This window comes from Serratia sp. CY44782 (genome assembly GCF_052168715.1).
GTDB classification, from domain to species: Bacteria; Pseudomonadota; Gammaproteobacteria; order Enterobacterales; family Enterobacteriaceae; genus Serratia; species Serratia nevei.
Genome location: NZ_JBJNME010000010.1, coordinates 57,724 through 72,528, shown reverse-complemented (window position 1 = coordinate 72,528; position 14,805 = coordinate 57,724). Strand labels below are relative to the sequence as shown.

The window sequence follows — 14,805 nt, the reverse complement described above, 5'->3', positions numbered from 1 at the left end:
TTATCCTGCGCAAAAGGGAAAAGGATCAGTGGCCCGCTGCGGCTCTGGCCTGGGCCGCGCTGCGGCGCATCGCCCGCCGCTGCCGATAGCGATGGCGGAAAAACTTCAGCGCCAGCACTGCGATCAGCACCGCGCCCCACATCGCCAGGCTGAAATGCGGGCTGACGTTCATCAGGTTCAAACCGGTGGCGATCACCTGCAGCACCACCAGCGCCAGGACCACGCCGCTGACCCGGCCAAAACCGCCGAACGGATCGGTGCCGCCCAAAATGATCGCCAGCACCGTCAGCAGCAGATAAGAGTCGCCGTAGCCCATGCGCGCCGAGTTGAAGCGCGCCATCATCACCAGCCCGGCGATCACGCACAGCAGGCTGGAGAGGGTGTAAATGGCGATCAACACCCGATGGGTATTCACGCCGCTGAAGTGGGTGGCGTTGATGTTGCTGCCACTCATGTAGATGCATTTGCCGAGCCGGGTTTTCTGCAAGAACAGCGCCAGCAGCACGACAACCGCCAGGAAGATCCACAGCGGTACCGGTACGCCCAGCACGCGCTCGGCGCCGATAAACCGCACGATCTCCGGCATGCCGCTCAGGGCCGCACCGCGCGTCAGATAGATACCGATGCCGTTGACCGTGGTCATGGTGGCCAGCGTCACCAGAATCGGATGCGCGCCGACGTAGGCCACCAACGCGCCGGTCGCCGCGCCGATCATCACGGCCAGCAGCATCGCCGCCGCCAGCGCCAACACCAGCCACAGCGCCTGTAGCCCCAGCCCGGCGTCCGGCGGCAGATAGCTGATGAACAGCCAGGCCATCAGCAGGCTGGTCAGGTTGGCGCTGGCGATAATGCACAGGTTCAGGCCGCCGCTGAGGATCGGGATGAACATCGCCAGGGTCAGCAGGCCCAGCTCCGGCAGCTGGAACGCCACGCTGGTGAAGGTGGCGCCGCTGAAGAAGCGCCCCGGCATCAGCAGGCTGAAGGCCAGCACCACCGCCACCAGCAGCGCCAACAGGCCGACGGCGGTGCCGTCCGGACGAAATTTCAGGTAGTTGCCCATCAGGCGCTCCTCAGGCGAAACCGACGTCGGTTTCTTTGCGTTTCTTGTAGTGGGTGACGGTAATCGCTGCGACGATCACCAGGCCGATCACCACGTTCATGAAGTAGCTGGACACGCCGATCAGGTTGAGGCCGTTTTTCAGCACGCCGATCAGGAATACGCCCATCAGCGTGCCGATCACGCTGCCCTTGCCGCCGTTCAGGCTGGCGCCGCCCAGCACCGCCGCCGCCAGTACGTCGAGCTCACCGCCCACCAGCGCATTGGGCACCACCTCCCCCATGCGGTACACCTGCACCAGGCCGCCGATCGCCGCCATCACGCCCAGATAGCCATAGGCGAACAGGTGCAGTAGGCCGACGCGGATGCCGATGCGCCGCGCCGACTCCGCATCGCCGCCGACGGCAAACAGCTGGCGCCCGAGGTGCGTCTTGTTCAGCAGCAGCCAGGTCAGCAGCGCCACCGCCAGCATCACCAGCGTCGGCAAACCGAGCTGATAGCTCTGTTCACCCAGCTGAAACGGCAGCACGCTGCGCGGCAGCGTCCACCAGTCCGGCAGCGCGTACAGACTGCGGCCGTTGGTCAGCCACATCAGCATGCCGAACAACAACGCCTGCATACTGATGGTGACGATGATCGAGACGATGCGCAGGCAGTAGATCAACAGCGCGTTGACCATGCCGAGCGCAGCGCCGATCGCCAACGCCAGCAGAATGCTGCCCGCCGGGCTGGCCAGCCCGTAGTGGGTCGCCAGCGTGGCGATCAGGTACTGCACCACCGAGGCCACCGCCGCGAAGGAGATATCGATACCGCCGGTCACCAGCACCACGAACAGGCCGAGGGCGAAAATGCCGCTCACCGCATAGCTCTCGCTGAGATCGAGCAGGTTTTGCACCGTCAAAAACCGATCGCTGAGCAGCGAAAAAACGATAACCGTCAGCAGCAGCACCCAGGCCAGGTAGCCTTCGTTGCCGCGCGGTTTCAGGTTGAATCTACGCATTGACCGCCTCCGCCAGCTGTTGCTGGCTCACCTGCCCCGGCAGGTATTCGCCGATCACGCTGCCGCCGCTGAAGTGCAGCACCCGATCGCAGTTGTAATACACCTCCGGCACCTCGTCGGAGATCAGTAAAATGGCGATCCCCTCCTGCGCCAGCAGATGGATCAGTTGATAGATGCTGGCCTTGGCGCCAACGTCGACGCCGACGGTCGGTGAGTCGAGGATCAAGATCCGCGGCTGGGTCAGCACCCACTTGGCCAGCACGATCTTTTGCTGATTGCCGCCGGACAGCGTCGAAACCGCCTGCTCCGGATCCGCCACCCGCACGCCAAGTTTGGCGATCCACTCCGCGACGATGCGATTCTTGCGGTAGTCGTCAATCAGGCGAAAACGCCCGCGCAGCTTATCGAGAATGGTCAGCACCGCGTTGTCCGCCACCGACTGTTGCTGCACCAGGCCGAGCGTCAGGCGATCCTCCGAGACATAGCCGATGCCGGCTTTGATCGCGTCCTCATGGCCGCGAAAGCGCACCGGTTTGCTGTCGAGGTAGAGCTTGCCGCTGTCCGGCTGGGTCATGCCGAACAGGCTCAGCGCCAGCTCGGTGCGCCCGGAGCCGAGCAGGCCGCATAGACCGAGCACCTCGCCCTGATGCAGCCGGAAGCTCACGTCCTGATACTGCCCGGTGCGGCTGAGGCGATCCGCCTCCAACATCACCCGATCCTTATTCATGCTCGGTGACTTCAGGCGATAGTCCAGCTTCAGGCCGGTCATCAGCTCGGTCAGACGATCGCCGGTGATCTCCGCCGCCGGCCAGGTGCCGATCTTGTTGCCGTCGCGGATCACCGTGACGCGATCCGAGATCTCCAGCACCTCGTCCAGCCGGTGGCTGACGAACACCACGCAGATGCCTTTCGCTTTCAGGTAATCCACCGTACGCAGCAGCTGATTGACCTCGGTGCGGGTCAGCGAGGCGGTCGGTTCATCCATGATCACCAGCCGCGCCTCCGCCACCAGCGCGCGGCAAATCGCCACCTGCTGGCGCTGGGCGATCGGCAGCTCCGCCACCCGTTTATCGAGATCCAGATGGAAACTCAGCTCCTGCAGCAGTCGCTCGGCGGTGCGCCGCAGCCGTACCGGGCGGTACCATCCCAGCAGCCCATGCAGGTTGTGCTCGAAGGCGATGTTTTCCGCCACCGTCAGGTTGGGAAACAGCGACAGATCCTGGTAGATCACCTGAATGCCGAAGGCGCGCGCCTGATCCGGCGACAGCCGACTGAAGGTTTGCCCGTCGATGGTGATGCGGCTGCCGTCGTCCGGTTGATACACGCCGGCGATCGCCTTGATCAACGTACTCTTGCCGCAGCCGTTGGTACCCGCCAGGCAGTGCACTTCCCCCGGCATCAGCGCCAGCGAGATAGCGTTCAGCGCCCGCTGGCCGCCAAAGGTCATCGACAGCTGCTGCAGCGCGATCAGCGGCGCGCCCTGCGTTGCCGTATTGCCGGAAATCGCCATGATTACAGCCCCATCTTCACCAGCTTCGGCAGGTTTTGCTTATCCAGGCTTTCGGTGGCGTTGCCGAGAATGGTGTGCTGCTGCGCATCCACCTGCACCTTGCCCATGCCTTCGATGGTCATGCCGTCGGTGATCTTTTCTCCCTTGTGCATCATGTCGGCGATGCGCACGAACACTTCGCCCGCCACCAGCGGATTCCAGATATAGCCGCCCTTGATAGCGCCGCGATTGACCAGAGAAGCGCCCTGGCCTGGGCTGAACGGCCCGATGACGCAGATATCGTTGCTTTTGCCGCGATTGAGCACCGCACGCCCGGCGCCGATCGGCCCCTGTGAACCAAAGGCCAGCACGCCTTTCAGATCGGGATATTTGGCCATCAGATCGTTGGTGGTGCGCACGCTGTCATCCAGCGATTCGCCCACGCCGAACTTGTCGCTCACCAGCTGCATGTTCGGGTAGTGCTGCTTCTGGTAGTTGATCGCCGAGTCTGACCAGGTGATGTGCAGCGGCACCGTCAGGCTGCCGACGTACACCGCGTACTTGCCCTGCTCTTTCATGCAGGCGGCCAGCGCTTTCATGTGGTTGACGCCGTGCTGCGAGGCGTCCACCAGCTCAAAGTCCCAGTCGGCGTACTTTTGGCCGGGGGATTCATGCACGATCACCTTGATGCCCGCTTCCTGCGCGCGCTTGAGCACCGGCTCCAGCACCCGGGCGTCGTTCGGCACCACGCCGATGATGTCCACCTTCTGCGCGATCAGATCTTCGATGGCGCGCACCTGCAGCGCCGGATCCGCCGCCGTCGGCCCGACCATCCAGGCATCGATGCCGCGTTTGGCGCCTTCGCTTTTGATACCGGCCTCCATGGCGTTGAACCAGGGAATGCCGCCGATCTTCACCACCACGCCCATTTTCAACTTGTCCGCCGCCTGCGCGGAGACCGAAAGCAGCAGCGAGGCAAACAGACCGACCAGTACGGATTTTTTCATTGTTCTTTCTCCACAAGTGTTGGCTGTAATAAAGGGTTTTCGTTGTTGTTATCGCGCCGCCCTTTTCGCGGCGGGTGAAACTTCAATCACGTCGACGTTGTTCCAGGCCAGTTCCTGACGAAATTCGTCGTCGCTGAGCCGATCGGTGATTAAGGTATCTATCTCCCGGTAGTGGCAGATGCGCGCGAACGAGCGGCGGCCGAACTTGTTGCTGTCCACCAGCAGGAACTTGCGCTCCGACGCCAGCAGCATCTGCTGCTTCAACCGCGCATGGTGCTCGTTGCTCTCGCGGACGCCGCCGTCCTGACAGATGCCGTGGCAGGAGAAGAACAGCTTGTTGATCACGAACTCCTTCAGCATCTGCTCCGCCAGCACGCCGATAAAATCCTCGTACTTGGCGGAATACTCGCCCCCCAGTCCGATGGTGCGCACGTTGGCCTTGCAGGCCAGCGTCTGGATGATATGCAGCGAGTTGGTCAATACCACCAGCGAGATATCCGGCAGTTGGCGCGCCAAAAACCAGCTGGTGGAGCTGCTGTCCAGCAGCAGACAATCCCCTGGCGCGATAAATTCCAGCGCGCGTTTGGCGATGCGCGTTTTCTGCTCCGGCGCCTCGTTGCTGCGCTGGCGGAAAGATTCCCCCTGGTCTATTTCGGCGGGCACATAGGTTTTCTCCACCGCCGGCGGCTCGACGAACACCGCGCCGCCGTGGCTGCGCAGCAGCAGGCCGCGCCGTTCCAGCAAGGCCAAATCACGCCGCGCCGTCTCGATAGAGATATGGCACAGCTGCGCCACCTCCTGCACCATCACGCGGCCGCGCTGGCTCAAGACTTCGGTGATAAAGCGATGACGTTCTACAGGCAGCATGTTTCTTTTCTCCTCCAGGACGATGATTACGATATCGATTTGCCGCGCCGCGTTTTGCGCGCAGACGCAAAGCGCATCGCCCCGCGATCGGTCAACGATGGCGGTGTGATAGTTGTCAAAAAAATCGGGAAGGAAATGAAATGAATAATTACGAAAGTGTGGAGTAACAGGCAGTTATGATGCGTGTACGTCTTAGACAGACAGGAGAGAAACGGTAAACGGTCACAATTCCACGTTCCGCAACATGACCGTTAATGACCGTTTTTGTGGTTTTGACCGAACGCTGCCGAGCGGCAGCTAATGCTGGTAGGCTTTACCTGAAAAACTGCAAAAAAAATCCGGTGAGAACCTCACCGGACCGTTACCCGTCTGACACGACTTATTCCTCGCGCTCATGCTCTTTCAACATTGCCTCACGCAACACAGCGTTCAGGCGTTTCTGATAGCCTTTGCCTGGCCGCTGAAGCCAGGCCAACACATCCGCATCGATTCGGATGGTTTTCGATACTTTCATCGGTTTATAAAAACGCCCCTGCACCGCAGTCTGCCACTTTTCCTCACCCAAGGCCGGGGCATCGGCATAATCGATCTCCTCATCCGGCAACGCGCTCAACGAAGCAATTTGCGCTTTCTGCTCCTCCGTCAACGGAGGGAGTACGCTATGCGCCAGATTTTTGGCTGAATTTTTGCGCTTCATATCTTCCCCTCTCTTTGGCATCGGCCTTGCGTGCTGAAATGATACGCACGATCTCTACTGTATCGCCTTCGACATCCGTTTCGATCGTCGTATGCGCCACCAGCAGCAGCAAACAGGAGCCGACCATACCGAGCGTTTGCCAGCGTTCTTCTCCGCCCTCGATCCTCTCCAGCACGGCCAAATGGTTGGGATCCAGAAAAACCCGTTGCGCAATCTCAAAACTGACGCGGTGTTTACGCTGGTTGCTGTGATTTTTATCCTGATTCCATTCAAAATAAACATACATTTTTGTAACTACATTTTGATTATTATTTAATCAAAATACACTCCGCACGACGGGATGTCAAAACCCCCTCATGCGTTCAACGCCCGCCTGCGGCCTCGATAAAAGTGCCGGTCACGTAAGACGCAGCGTCAGACAGCAGCCAGGCGATCGCCTCCGCCACTTCCTGCGGCTGCCCGCCGCGCTGCATCGGTAAACTGTCCTTCACGCGATCCACCCGGCCGGGCTCGCCGCCGCTGGCGTGCATCTCGGTATAGATGAATCCGGGCCGTACGCCGTTGACGCGGATGCCCTGCGCCGCCACCTCGCGCGATAACCCGATGGTCAGGGTATCGACGGCGCCTTTCGAGGCGGCGTAATCGACGTATTCCCCCGCGGCCCCCAACCGGGACGCCGCGGAGGAAACGTTGACGATAGCGCCGCCCTGCCCGCCATGGCGCAGCGCCATGCGCTTCACCGCCTCGCGGCAACACAGGAAGTAACCGGTCACGTTGGTGCCGAGCACCTGATTGATGCGCTCGGCGGTCAACTGTTCAATGTTCGCCTGCTGGAACAGAATCCCGGCATTGTTGACCAGCGCGCTGAGCGTGCCCAGCCCGGCATCCAGCGCAGCGAACATCGCCATCACCTGCGCTTCATCGGCCACGTCGGCCTGCAGCGCCAGCGCCTTGCCGCCCTGCGCCTCAATCTGCGCCACTACCTGCCGCGCCGCGCTTTCGTCGCGCAGGTAATTCACCCCCACCGCATAGCCCTGCCGGGCCAGCAGCAAAGCGGTCGCGCGACCAATTCCCCGGCTCGCGCCTGTGACCAATGCCACTTTCGTCATATTGTTCTTCTCTGGTTGGCGATATCAACACAGCGGCCTGCGCACAGGCGCCCCATTTGCCCGTCAGAGTATAGAGCCGCGCGCTAAAAAACGCTTTAAAGCTGAGCCAGGCGGCGCAGCTGCTTTTTAATGCGCGCTTTGACGCAGCCGTAGGCGTCCGGCGTCACCGCCTGATGCCCCCGTTGTAAGCCGGCAGCATGCAGGCCACTATGGCCATGGCTCTGTGCGTCGCCGCGAAAAGACAGCATCAACAGAACGAGCACGGCCGCCACGCCTGCATATATCAGCCGCCGCGAGGTGCCCGCGGGCGGGGAAACGTCAGTCTGCATGTTTCGCTCCTTCTGTTGTGGTATCGAATGGCAGCAAAATAACTGAAATTCCACCGCGTTCCCTTAACGCGAGATTAAAGCCAGATTAAGGTTTGCTTAAGAACGCGCAGGCAAAGCGAGTTTCCCCGTTGTCTTCCCGGCAGGGTTATAGTTAGATAATCGCGACTTGAAGATCTCAGCGGAACAAACGTGAACATACTGTTGGTGGAAGACGACCTGCAATTAGGCAAGGCGCTGTGCCGCGCATTGGAGCTCACCGGCTTTAATTTGTGCTGGGTGCGCCTGCTCTCGGACGCGGAAAATAAACTTTCACCCGGCGGTTTCGATTTGATGCTGTTGGATCTTACGCTACCGGACGGCGACGGTTTGCAAAAGCTGATCGCCTGGCGCGCCGCCGGGCAAAATATCCCCATCATCATCCTGACCGCCCGCGACCGCATCGAAAGCCTGGTGAACAGCCTGGATTCCGGCGCGGACGACTTTCTGGCCAAACCCTTTGCGCTGCCCGAGCTCATCTCGCGCGTCAAGGCGGTCAACCGACGCATGGCGGGCTTCGCTTCGCAAACCTGGAGCCTCGGCACGCTGTATCTCGACCCGGTCAACCATCAGGTGACGCTGGATAACGAACTGCTGATGCTGTCGAAAAAAGAGTATCACCTGCTGCACGAGCTGATGCGCTGTGCCGGCACCGTGGTGCGCAAAGCGGTGTTGGAACAGCGGCTGTTCGGCCACGGCGACAGCGTGGAAAGCAACTCGCTGGAAGTGCACATGCATAATTTACGGCGCAAGATCGGTAAAGAAAGAATTATTACCGTACGCGGCATTGGCTATTTGCTGAAGAAAGAGTAGCAGGATGATCGGTTTCAAATCCTTCTTTATGCGCACCATTATTTTCCAGGTCCTGGCCATTTTATTATTGTGGGGGATCCTCGTCGCCTGGGTAAAATATTGGTATTACCCCGACATGGAAAAATATTTCGATAACCAGCAACGCATCGTCGCCGTGGGTATCGCCAATATTCTCGATGAAACCGGCACCGACAATATCGATTATCGCGGCATCATCAAGACCATTGAAAGCATGTACATTGATTCCATCAATAACGGCATGCAGGATCAAATCGATTACCACCCGCTGTTCGTGGTTTACGATCGGGACAACCGGGTGCTTTACAGTTCGCAGACGCAGGGAGAACCGCTGCGCCTGCCGCCTTCGGTGCTGTCCGGCTCCGTTAAGTACGCCGGCGCCAACTGGCATCTTGCCGGCAGCTGGAGCGAAAAGCGTCAGTACCGGGTGATCGTCGGCGAGTCGTTCAACGATCGCACCACGCTGTTCGGTAACCCGGCGGAAAGCACCGCCATGCCGCTGCTGGGCATTCTGGCGGCGATCATCATCACCTTGCTGTTTACCGCCTACTTCAGCCTGCGGCCGCTGCGCCAGATCGCCCGCACCATCTCCGATCGCCAGCCGGGTAACCTGTCGCCGATCAACGTCAGCGAGCAGTATCAGGAAATCCGGCCGGTGGTGGTGGAGGTCAACAAGCTGATGGCGCGCATCGACGCCGCCAACCAGCGCGAAAAACGCTTTATGGCCGATGCGGCACACGAACTGCGCACGCCGATCGCCGCCGTGCTGGCGCAGCTGCATCTGCTGACCCAGGTCTCGGAGCAACAGGAGCGCCGGGAGATCATCGGCGACATGCAGCAGGGGCTGGATCGCGCGGCGTCGCTGTCGCGCCAGCTGATCAACCTGGCCAAGCTGGAGGCGGAGGATTTTCCGCTGAAAATCGAGGCGGTGGACATCTACGCCGACATTGGCAAATGCATCGCGCAGCACGTCCCCTATGCACTGGAAAAGGATGTGGAACTTTCACTCGACGGCAGCGAGGACGTGGTGATAAACACCGATCGCCATGCGCTGATCGCCATCTTCACCAATCTGCTGGACAACGCGCTCAAGTACGCGCCGCCCGGTAGCCGCATCGAAGCCAATATCCGTTCGCTGGCGCCGCTCGGCTGCTATATTACGTTGCGCGACAACGGCCCCGGAGTGAGCGAAGAGCACCTTCCGCGCCTGTTTGAACGCTTTTACCGCGTGCCCGGCACGCAGCAGACCGGCAGCGGGCTGGGATTGGCCATCGCCCGGAACCTGGCCGACAAAATCGGCGCGCAGCTGCGCGTCACCGAAGGCCTCGACGATCGCGGCATCGGTTTTATTATCGATTTGCCGGAAAGTTACCGGCCACAGACTGAGAGTGAATAACGATCATGAGCGCCCCTGTTCTGCTGCAGCGGCAGCAACTCGACCGCCTATGGGATATCGACCGCAGTGAAATCATCGACACTCTGTATCGCCTGCAGGACGGCAAGCTGCAGCCCTATGCGGAGTACTACGACGTGCGCGGTTGGGATCCGCACGATCGGGAAACCTATACGCCAATCCACGAAGCCTGCTTCGATCGCGGCGGCGCGTTCTTCGCGCGGTTCGAAGGCGAGGAGATCGTCGCGGCGGCGGCGCTGGACACCGAGCCGCGCGGCCCGCAGCGGGATCTGCGCCAGCTGCTGTTCTTTTACGTCAGCGCGCACCAACGCGGCCTGGGGCTGGGCAAGCAGCTGTTTCAACTCTGCCTGCGTCAGGCGGCGCAGGAAGGCGCCGCCGGGCTATACGTCTCCTCCATCCCTAACAAAAGCACCGTAGACTTCTATCTGGCGCAGGGCTGCCGGCTCATCGAGCGCCCGGATGCCGAGCTGTTCGCCCGTGAGCCGGAGGATATTCACCTGGTCTGCCCTTGCCGTTAACGGCAAGGACCTAACGGGCGATGCGTATCACCGAACGCACGTCGCTTTTCTTGTTCAGATCCCACACCTCGGCGATCTCCGCCAGAGCGTGCTCCTGCGTCTCGATAGTGAGCGCGCCCGTCGCCGCCAGCGCCAGAATTTCGGTCGCGTAGCGCTGCATCTCCGGGATCGGCGGGAAGTTGCCGGTGCCGCTGCCGAGGATCTGCAGCTGATTGCTGCGCAATACCGCCGCCGGCAGCCGGATGTCCGGCGCGGCCATCGAGCCGACGTTGACCAGGCGAATGCCTCGCCCGCCGGCGTAAGACGAGAGATCGTGATTATTGAGCGTCGCGAGCAGCGCTTCGGTCGCCGGGCCCCAGATATAATCGACGATCACCTGATAACCGCCCGGCCCCGCCGCCGCCGCGAAGGCCTGCGTCAGCGCCTCGCCCTGCAGGCTCAGATCCACCGTGGCATCCACGCCCAACGCCTCCAACACGCTCAGCCGACGGCCGGCGGCAACGATGCGCCCGGCTCCCGCCTGACGCGCCGCCGCAACCGCCAGTTTGCCCGAGGTGCCGGTAGCGCCGATGATCAGCACCGTTTCACCGGGCTGCAGATCCGCTCGCCAGCGCAGCGGCAGCCAGGCGGCGAAGGCCGGATTGATCAGCGCCGCCGCCGTGGCGTCGTCTACCGCCTCCGGCACCGGCACCGTCCATGACGCGACGCTGCGCTCAGCCATCGCGCCGTAAGGGCGGCGGAAGGAGGCGAAATAGACCCGTTGCCCGTCGGCCGTCCGGCCCACGCCGTCGGTGCCGGGCACGATCGGCAGCTGCTTGGGGCTGGAGTAATGGGTGCCGGCGACGGTAGCGCGATCCAGCTGTTTGATGCCGGCCGCCAGAACCTCGATCGGCACTTCATTCGCCTGCGCCTGGGGCTCCTCAAAGGTGCCGAAAACCGGGGCTTGCCCCAGCGCTGTTACGATTGCCGCTTGCATGGTGACTCCTCAAATCGTGGGAACGTACAGAAAAGAATAGGCCGCAATAAAATAAAAAGGGACACCGCATGATGCGGTGTCCCCCGAACACAAACTTTGCCGAACGTGTTATTCGTAATCGCTCATCGGCACGCAAGAGCAGAACAGGTTACGGTCGCCGTACACGTCGTCCAGACGCTTAACGCTCGGCCAGTACTTGTTCTCGCGCACGCCGGCCACCGGGAACACCGCCAGCTCGCGGCTGTACGGGTGCTGCCAGTCGCTGACCAGCTCCGCCTGCACGTGCGGCGCATTCACCAGCGGGTTGTCTTCCAGCGGCCATTCGCCTTTGGCTACGCGGTCGATCTCGCTGCGGATCGCCAGCATCGCATCGATAAAGCGATCCAGCTCCACCTTGCTTTCCGACTCGGTCGGCTCGACCATCAGCGTGCCCGCGACCGGGAACGACATGGTCGGCGCGTGGAAGCCGAAGTCGATCAGGCGCTTGGCGATGTCCATTTCGCTGATGCCGGTCTCTTCCTTCAGCGGACGAATATCGAGGATACATTCGTGCGCCACGCGGTGGTCGCGGCCGGTATACAGAATTGGGTATGCGCCTTTCAGGCGGGTAGCGATGTAGTTGGCGTTCAGGATCGCCATCTGGCTGGCCTGCTTCAGGCCTTCCGCGCCCATCATGCGGATGTACATCCAGCTGATAGGCAGGATGGAGGCGCTGCCGAACGGCGCTGCGGAAACCGCACCCTGCTGGGTGGTTACGCCGTCGATCTGCACAACGCTGTGCCCCGGCACGAACGGCGCCAGGTGCGCTTTCACACCGATCGGGCCCATGCCCGGACCGCCGCCGCCGTGTGGGATGCAGAAGGTTTTATGCAGGTTGAGGTGCGAAACGTCCGCGCCGATGTAGCCTGGCGTGGTGATGCCCACCTGGGCGTTCATGTTGGCGCCGTCCAGATACACCTGACCGCCGAACTGATGCACGATCTGGCACACTTCGCGGATGGTTTCTTCATACACGCCGTGGGTCGACGGGTAGGTCACCATGATGCAAGAGAGTTCTTCGCCTGCCTGCTCTGCCTTGACGCGCAGATCGTGCAGATCGATGTTGCCGTTCTTGTCGCAGGCGACCACCACCACGCTCATGCCCGCCATTTGGGCAGAGGCCGGGTTGGTGCCGTGTGCCGAGCTCGGGATCAGGCAGACGTGGCGGCCCGCTTCGTTACGGCTTTCGTGGTAGCGACGGATCGCCAGCAGGCCGGCGTATTCGCCCTGCGCGCCGGAGTTCGGTTGCATGCACACCGCGTCATAACCGGTCAGCTGTACCAGCCACTGAGACAGTTGGCCGATCATCTGCTGGTAGCCGGCAGCCTGCTCTGGCGGGCAGAACGGATGCAGCTCGGAGAATTCAGGCCAGGTGATCGGGATCATCTCCGCCGCGGCGTTCAATTTCATGGTGCAAGAGCCCAGCGGGATCATCGCCTGGTTCAGCGCCAGATCCTTACGTTCCAGACGGTGCATGTAGCGCATCATCTCGGTTTCGCTGTGATAGCGATTGAATACCGGATGGGTCAGGATCGGATCCTGACGCAGCATGGCGGCCGGGATCGATTGACTGTTCTTGCTCACCGCCGCGTCCAGCGCCTCGATGTCCAGGCCGTGGTTGTCACCGGCCAGCAGTGCGAACAACGTCTGCACGTCTTCACGCGAGGTGGCTTCGTCCAGCGTGATGCCCACGGCGCCGTGGATATCGGTACGCAGGTTGATGCCAAAGCTCAGCGCGCGTTCCAGCACCGCCGCCTTGTCTTTCACTTCAACGGTCAGGGTGTCGAACCAGGTGTTGTGACGCAGCGTCAGGCCGGCCTTCTGCAGCCCGGCGGCCAGAATGTCGGTCAGGCGATGGATACGCCCGGCGATGCGCTGCAGCCCCTGTGGGCCGTGGTACACCGCGTACAGGCTGGCGATATTGGCCAGCAGCACCTGCGAGGTACAGATATTCGAGTTGGCCTTCTCGCGGCGGATATGCTGTTCGCGGGTCTGCATCGCCATGCGCAGCGCGGTGTTGCCGGCGGCATCGCGGGAAACGCCGATGATGCGGCCCGGCATCGAGCGCTTGAACTCGTCGCGGCAGGCGAAGAAGGCGGCGTGCGGGCCGCCGTAGCCCATCGGCACGCCGAAGCGCTGCGCGGAGCCGAACACCACGTCGGCGCCCTGCTTGCCCGGCGCGGTCAGCAGCACCAGGGCCATGATGTCGGCGGCCATGCTGGTGATGATTTTGCGCGATTTTAGTTCGGCCAGCAGCGCGCTGTAGTCGTGCAGCTCGCCGGTGGTGCCCACCTGTTGCAGCAGCACGCCGAACACGCCGTCCAGCTCCAGCACTTTTTCCGCTTTATCGACGATGACGTCGAAGCCGAAGGTTTCGGCGCGGGTGCGCACCACGTCCAGCGTCTGCGGATGCACGTCGTCAGCCACGAAGAAGCGGTTGGCGTCTTTCAGCTTGCTGGCGCGTTTGGCCAAGGCCATCGCTTCGGCGGCGGCGGTGGCTTCATCCAGCAGCGAAGCGGAAGCCAGATCCAGGCCGGTCAGATCGAGGGTCACGGTCTGGAAGTTCAGCAGCGCTTCCAGGCGGCCCTGCGACACTTCCGGCTGATAAGGGGTATAAGCGGTGTACCAACCCGGATTTTCCAGCATGTTGCGCAGGATCACCGGCGGCGTCAGCACGGCGCTGTAGCCCATGCCGATATAGGATTTGTAGCGCTGATTTTGCGAGGCGATCGCCTTCAGCTCAGCCAGCGCCTGGTGTTCGGTCGCCGCGTCGCCGACCGGCGGCGGCCCCGGCAGCTGAATGTCCGCCGGCACGATCTGTTGGATCAGCGCGCTGAGCGAGCGAGCGCCCACCGCTGCCAGCAACTCCTGGCGTTGTTCCGCAGAAGAGCCGATGTGGCGTTCAATGAACGCTTCGCTGTGTTCGAGTTGGCTGAGTGTCTGAGTCATTGCTACAAATTCCTGAATGCTTGCGTGATACGGGATATAGCTTGAGCGGTAACTAAAACGCCCCGGCCGAAAGGCCTGGGGCGTGGTCACGATTACTCGTCGATCGATGCCTGATAAGCCGCGGCGTCCAGCAGGTTCGCCAGCTCGCCTTCGTCGGCGGCTTTAATCTGGAACAGGAAGCCGTCACCGTAAGGCTCGCTGTTCACCAGCTCCGGGGAGCTTTCCAGCTCGCCGTTCACCGCCACGATTTCGCCGCTGATCGGCGCGTAAATGTCCGACGCCGCCTTGACGGACTCCGCCACGGCGCAATCTTCACCGGCGGCGACTTTGCGGCCCACTTCCGGCAGATCGACAAACACCATATCGCCCAGCAGTTCCTGCGCGTGTTCGGTGATGCCTACGGTGTAAACGCCGTTACCTTCTGAACGAACCCACTCGTGGGAGGATGCGTATTTCAATTCTGTTGGCACATTGCTCATCGCCGGTT

15 protein-coding genes are annotated in these 14,805 nt (G+C 61.6%); 3 read left to right on the top strand and 12 right to left on the bottom strand.

What is annotated here, in order from left to right:
- Positions 1-25 precede the first annotated feature (25 nt).
- The 9 genes from ACJ8HT_RS19260 to ACJ8HT_RS19220 all read right to left on the bottom strand — a co-directional run bounded on the left by ACJ8HT_RS19260 (position 26) and on the right by ACJ8HT_RS19220 (position 7,555).
- Positions 26-1,060 (bottom strand): ABC transporter permease, encoded by a 1,035-nt coding sequence (locus ACJ8HT_RS19260; protein WP_197653236.1) that lies wholly within the window; start codon positions 1,058-1,060, stop codon positions 26-28.
- A gap of 10 nt (positions 1,061-1,070) precedes the next feature.
- Positions 1,071-2,057, bottom strand: a complete 987-nt coding sequence (locus tag ACJ8HT_RS19255; RefSeq protein ID WP_194572184.1) for an ABC transporter permease — start codon at positions 2,055-2,057, stop codon at positions 1,071-1,073.
- Entirely contained in the window at positions 2,050-3,567 is a 1,518-nt protein-coding gene (locus tag ACJ8HT_RS19250; protein WP_197653237.1) for a sugar ABC transporter ATP-binding protein, read from the bottom strand. The genes ACJ8HT_RS19255 and ACJ8HT_RS19250 overlap by 8 nt, the downstream gene beginning before the upstream one ends.
- 2 nt (positions 3,568-3,569) lie before the next feature.
- Positions 3,570-4,553, bottom strand: a complete 984-nt coding sequence (locus tag ACJ8HT_RS19245; RefSeq protein WP_197653238.1) for a substrate-binding domain-containing protein — start codon at positions 4,551-4,553, stop codon at positions 3,570-3,572.
- A 48-nt stretch (positions 4,554-4,601) separates the two neighbouring features.
- The gene (locus ACJ8HT_RS19240) at positions 4,602-5,420 is read right to left on the bottom strand and encodes a DeoR/GlpR family DNA-binding transcription regulator (protein ID WP_055312180.1); all 819 of its coding nucleotides are present in this window, start codon (positions 5,418-5,420) and stop codon (positions 4,602-4,604) included.
- A gap of 379 nt (positions 5,421-5,799) precedes the next feature.
- Positions 5,800-6,117, bottom strand: coding sequence for a BrnA antitoxin family protein (locus ACJ8HT_RS19235; RefSeq protein ID WP_141960186.1), 318 nt, complete (start codon positions 6,115-6,117; stop codon positions 5,800-5,802).
- Positions 6,080-6,403 carry a BrnT family toxin gene (locus ACJ8HT_RS19230; protein ID WP_047570632.1) on the bottom strand — a complete coding sequence of 108 codons (324 nt, stop codon included), beginning with the start codon at positions 6,401-6,403 and terminating at the stop codon, positions 6,080-6,082. Before ACJ8HT_RS19230 ends, ACJ8HT_RS19235 begins: the two co-directional genes overlap by 38 nt.
- Before the next feature lie 76 nt (positions 6,404-6,479).
- Entirely contained in the window at positions 6,480-7,226 is a 747-nt protein-coding gene (locus tag ACJ8HT_RS19225; RefSeq protein ID WP_100396842.1) for an SDR family oxidoreductase, read from the bottom strand.
- A 95-nt stretch (positions 7,227-7,321) separates the two neighbouring features.
- The gene (locus tag ACJ8HT_RS19220) at positions 7,322-7,555 is read right to left on the bottom strand and encodes a hypothetical protein (RefSeq protein ID WP_197653239.1); all 234 of its coding nucleotides are present in this window, start codon (positions 7,553-7,555) and stop codon (positions 7,322-7,324) included.
- A gap of 189 nt (positions 7,556-7,744) precedes the next feature.
- Between ACJ8HT_RS19220 and ACJ8HT_RS19215 the strand changes: the two genes are divergently transcribed.
- Genes ACJ8HT_RS19215 through ACJ8HT_RS19205 form a run of 3 tightly spaced genes read left to right on the top strand, consistent with a single transcriptional unit; the run spans position 7,745 to position 10,354 of the window.
- Positions 7,745-8,404, top strand: a complete 660-nt coding sequence (locus ACJ8HT_RS19215) for a response regulator (protein ID WP_047729904.1) — start codon at positions 7,745-7,747, stop codon at positions 8,402-8,404.
- A gap of 4 nt (positions 8,405-8,408) precedes the next feature.
- On the top strand, positions 8,409-9,818 hold the full coding sequence (locus tag ACJ8HT_RS19210) for an ATP-binding protein (protein WP_194572180.1): 1,410 nt from the start codon (positions 8,409-8,411) through the stop codon (positions 9,816-9,818).
- 5 nt (positions 9,819-9,823) lie between these two features.
- Positions 9,824-10,354 carry a GNAT family N-acetyltransferase gene (locus ACJ8HT_RS19205; protein ID WP_197653240.1) on the top strand — a complete coding sequence of 177 codons (531 nt, stop codon included), beginning with the start codon at positions 9,824-9,826 and terminating at the stop codon, positions 10,352-10,354.
- Between the two features lie 10 nt (positions 10,355-10,364).
- On the opposite strand, the gene ACJ8HT_RS19200 is transcribed toward ACJ8HT_RS19205, so the two are convergent.
- The 3 genes from ACJ8HT_RS19200 to gcvH all read right to left on the bottom strand — a co-directional run bounded on the left by ACJ8HT_RS19200 (position 10,365) and on the right by gcvH (position 14,797).
- Positions 10,365-11,330 carry a quinone oxidoreductase family protein gene (locus tag ACJ8HT_RS19200; RefSeq protein ID WP_060441306.1) on the bottom strand — a complete coding sequence of 322 codons (966 nt, stop codon included), beginning with the start codon at positions 11,328-11,330 and terminating at the stop codon, positions 10,365-10,367.
- Positions 11,331-11,438: 108 nt separating this feature from the next.
- Complete coding sequence (gcvP, locus tag ACJ8HT_RS19195; RefSeq protein WP_197653241.1) at positions 11,439-14,318, bottom strand: aminomethyl-transferring glycine dehydrogenase; 2,880 nt, start codon at positions 14,316-14,318, stop codon at positions 11,439-11,441.
- Positions 14,319-14,410: 92 nt separating this feature from the next.
- The gene (gcvH, locus tag ACJ8HT_RS19190) at positions 14,411-14,797 is read right to left on the bottom strand and encodes a glycine cleavage system protein GcvH (protein ID WP_049199255.1); all 387 of its coding nucleotides are present in this window, start codon (positions 14,795-14,797) and stop codon (positions 14,411-14,413) included.
- Positions 14,798-14,805: the final 8 nt, after the last annotated feature.

Coding starts and splice junctions, on each gene's coding strand:
- ACJ8HT_RS19250 (WP_197653237.1), bottom strand. CDS start 3,567: ATGGCGATTTCCGGCAATACGGCAACGCAGGGCGCGCCGCTGATCGCG.
- ACJ8HT_RS19200 (WP_060441306.1), bottom strand. CDS start 11,330: ATGCAAGCGGCAATCGTAACAGCGCTGGGGCAAGCCCCGGTTTTCGGC.
- ACJ8HT_RS19230 (WP_047570632.1), bottom strand. CDS start 6,403: ATGTATGTTTATTTTGAATGGAATCAGGATAAAAATCACAGCAACCAG.
- ACJ8HT_RS19240 (WP_055312180.1), bottom strand. CDS start 5,420: ATGCTGCCTGTAGAACGTCATCGCTTTATCACCGAAGTCTTGAGCCAG.
- ACJ8HT_RS19235 (WP_141960186.1), bottom strand. CDS start 6,117: ATGAAGCGCAAAAATTCAGCCAAAAATCTGGCGCATAGCGTACTCCCT.
- ACJ8HT_RS19245 (WP_197653238.1), bottom strand. CDS start 4,553: ATGAAAAAATCCGTACTGGTCGGTCTGTTTGCCTCGCTGCTGCTTTCG.
- ACJ8HT_RS19225 (WP_100396842.1), bottom strand. CDS start 7,226: ATGACGAAAGTGGCATTGGTCACAGGCGCGAGCCGGGGAATTGGTCGC.
- ACJ8HT_RS19260 (WP_197653236.1), bottom strand. CDS start 1,060: ATGGGCAACTACCTGAAATTTCGTCCGGACGGCACCGCCGTCGGCCTG.
- gcvP (WP_197653241.1), bottom strand. CDS start 14,318: ATGACTCAGACACTCAGCCAACTCGAACACAGCGAAGCGTTCATTGAA.
- ACJ8HT_RS19255 (WP_194572184.1), bottom strand. CDS start 2,057: ATGCGTAGATTCAACCTGAAACCGCGCGGCAACGAAGGCTACCTGGCC.
- ACJ8HT_RS19210 (WP_194572180.1), top strand. CDS start 8,409: ATGATCGGTTTCAAATCCTTCTTTATGCGCACCATTATTTTCCAGGTC.
- ACJ8HT_RS19220 (WP_197653239.1), bottom strand. CDS start 7,555: ATGCAGACTGACGTTTCCCCGCCCGCGGGCACCTCGCGGCGGCTGATA.
- gcvH (WP_049199255.1), bottom strand. CDS start 14,797: ATGAGCAATGTGCCAACAGAATTGAAATACGCATCCTCCCACGAGTGG.
- ACJ8HT_RS19205 (WP_197653240.1), top strand. CDS start 9,824: ATGAGCGCCCCTGTTCTGCTGCAGCGGCAGCAACTCGACCGCCTATGG.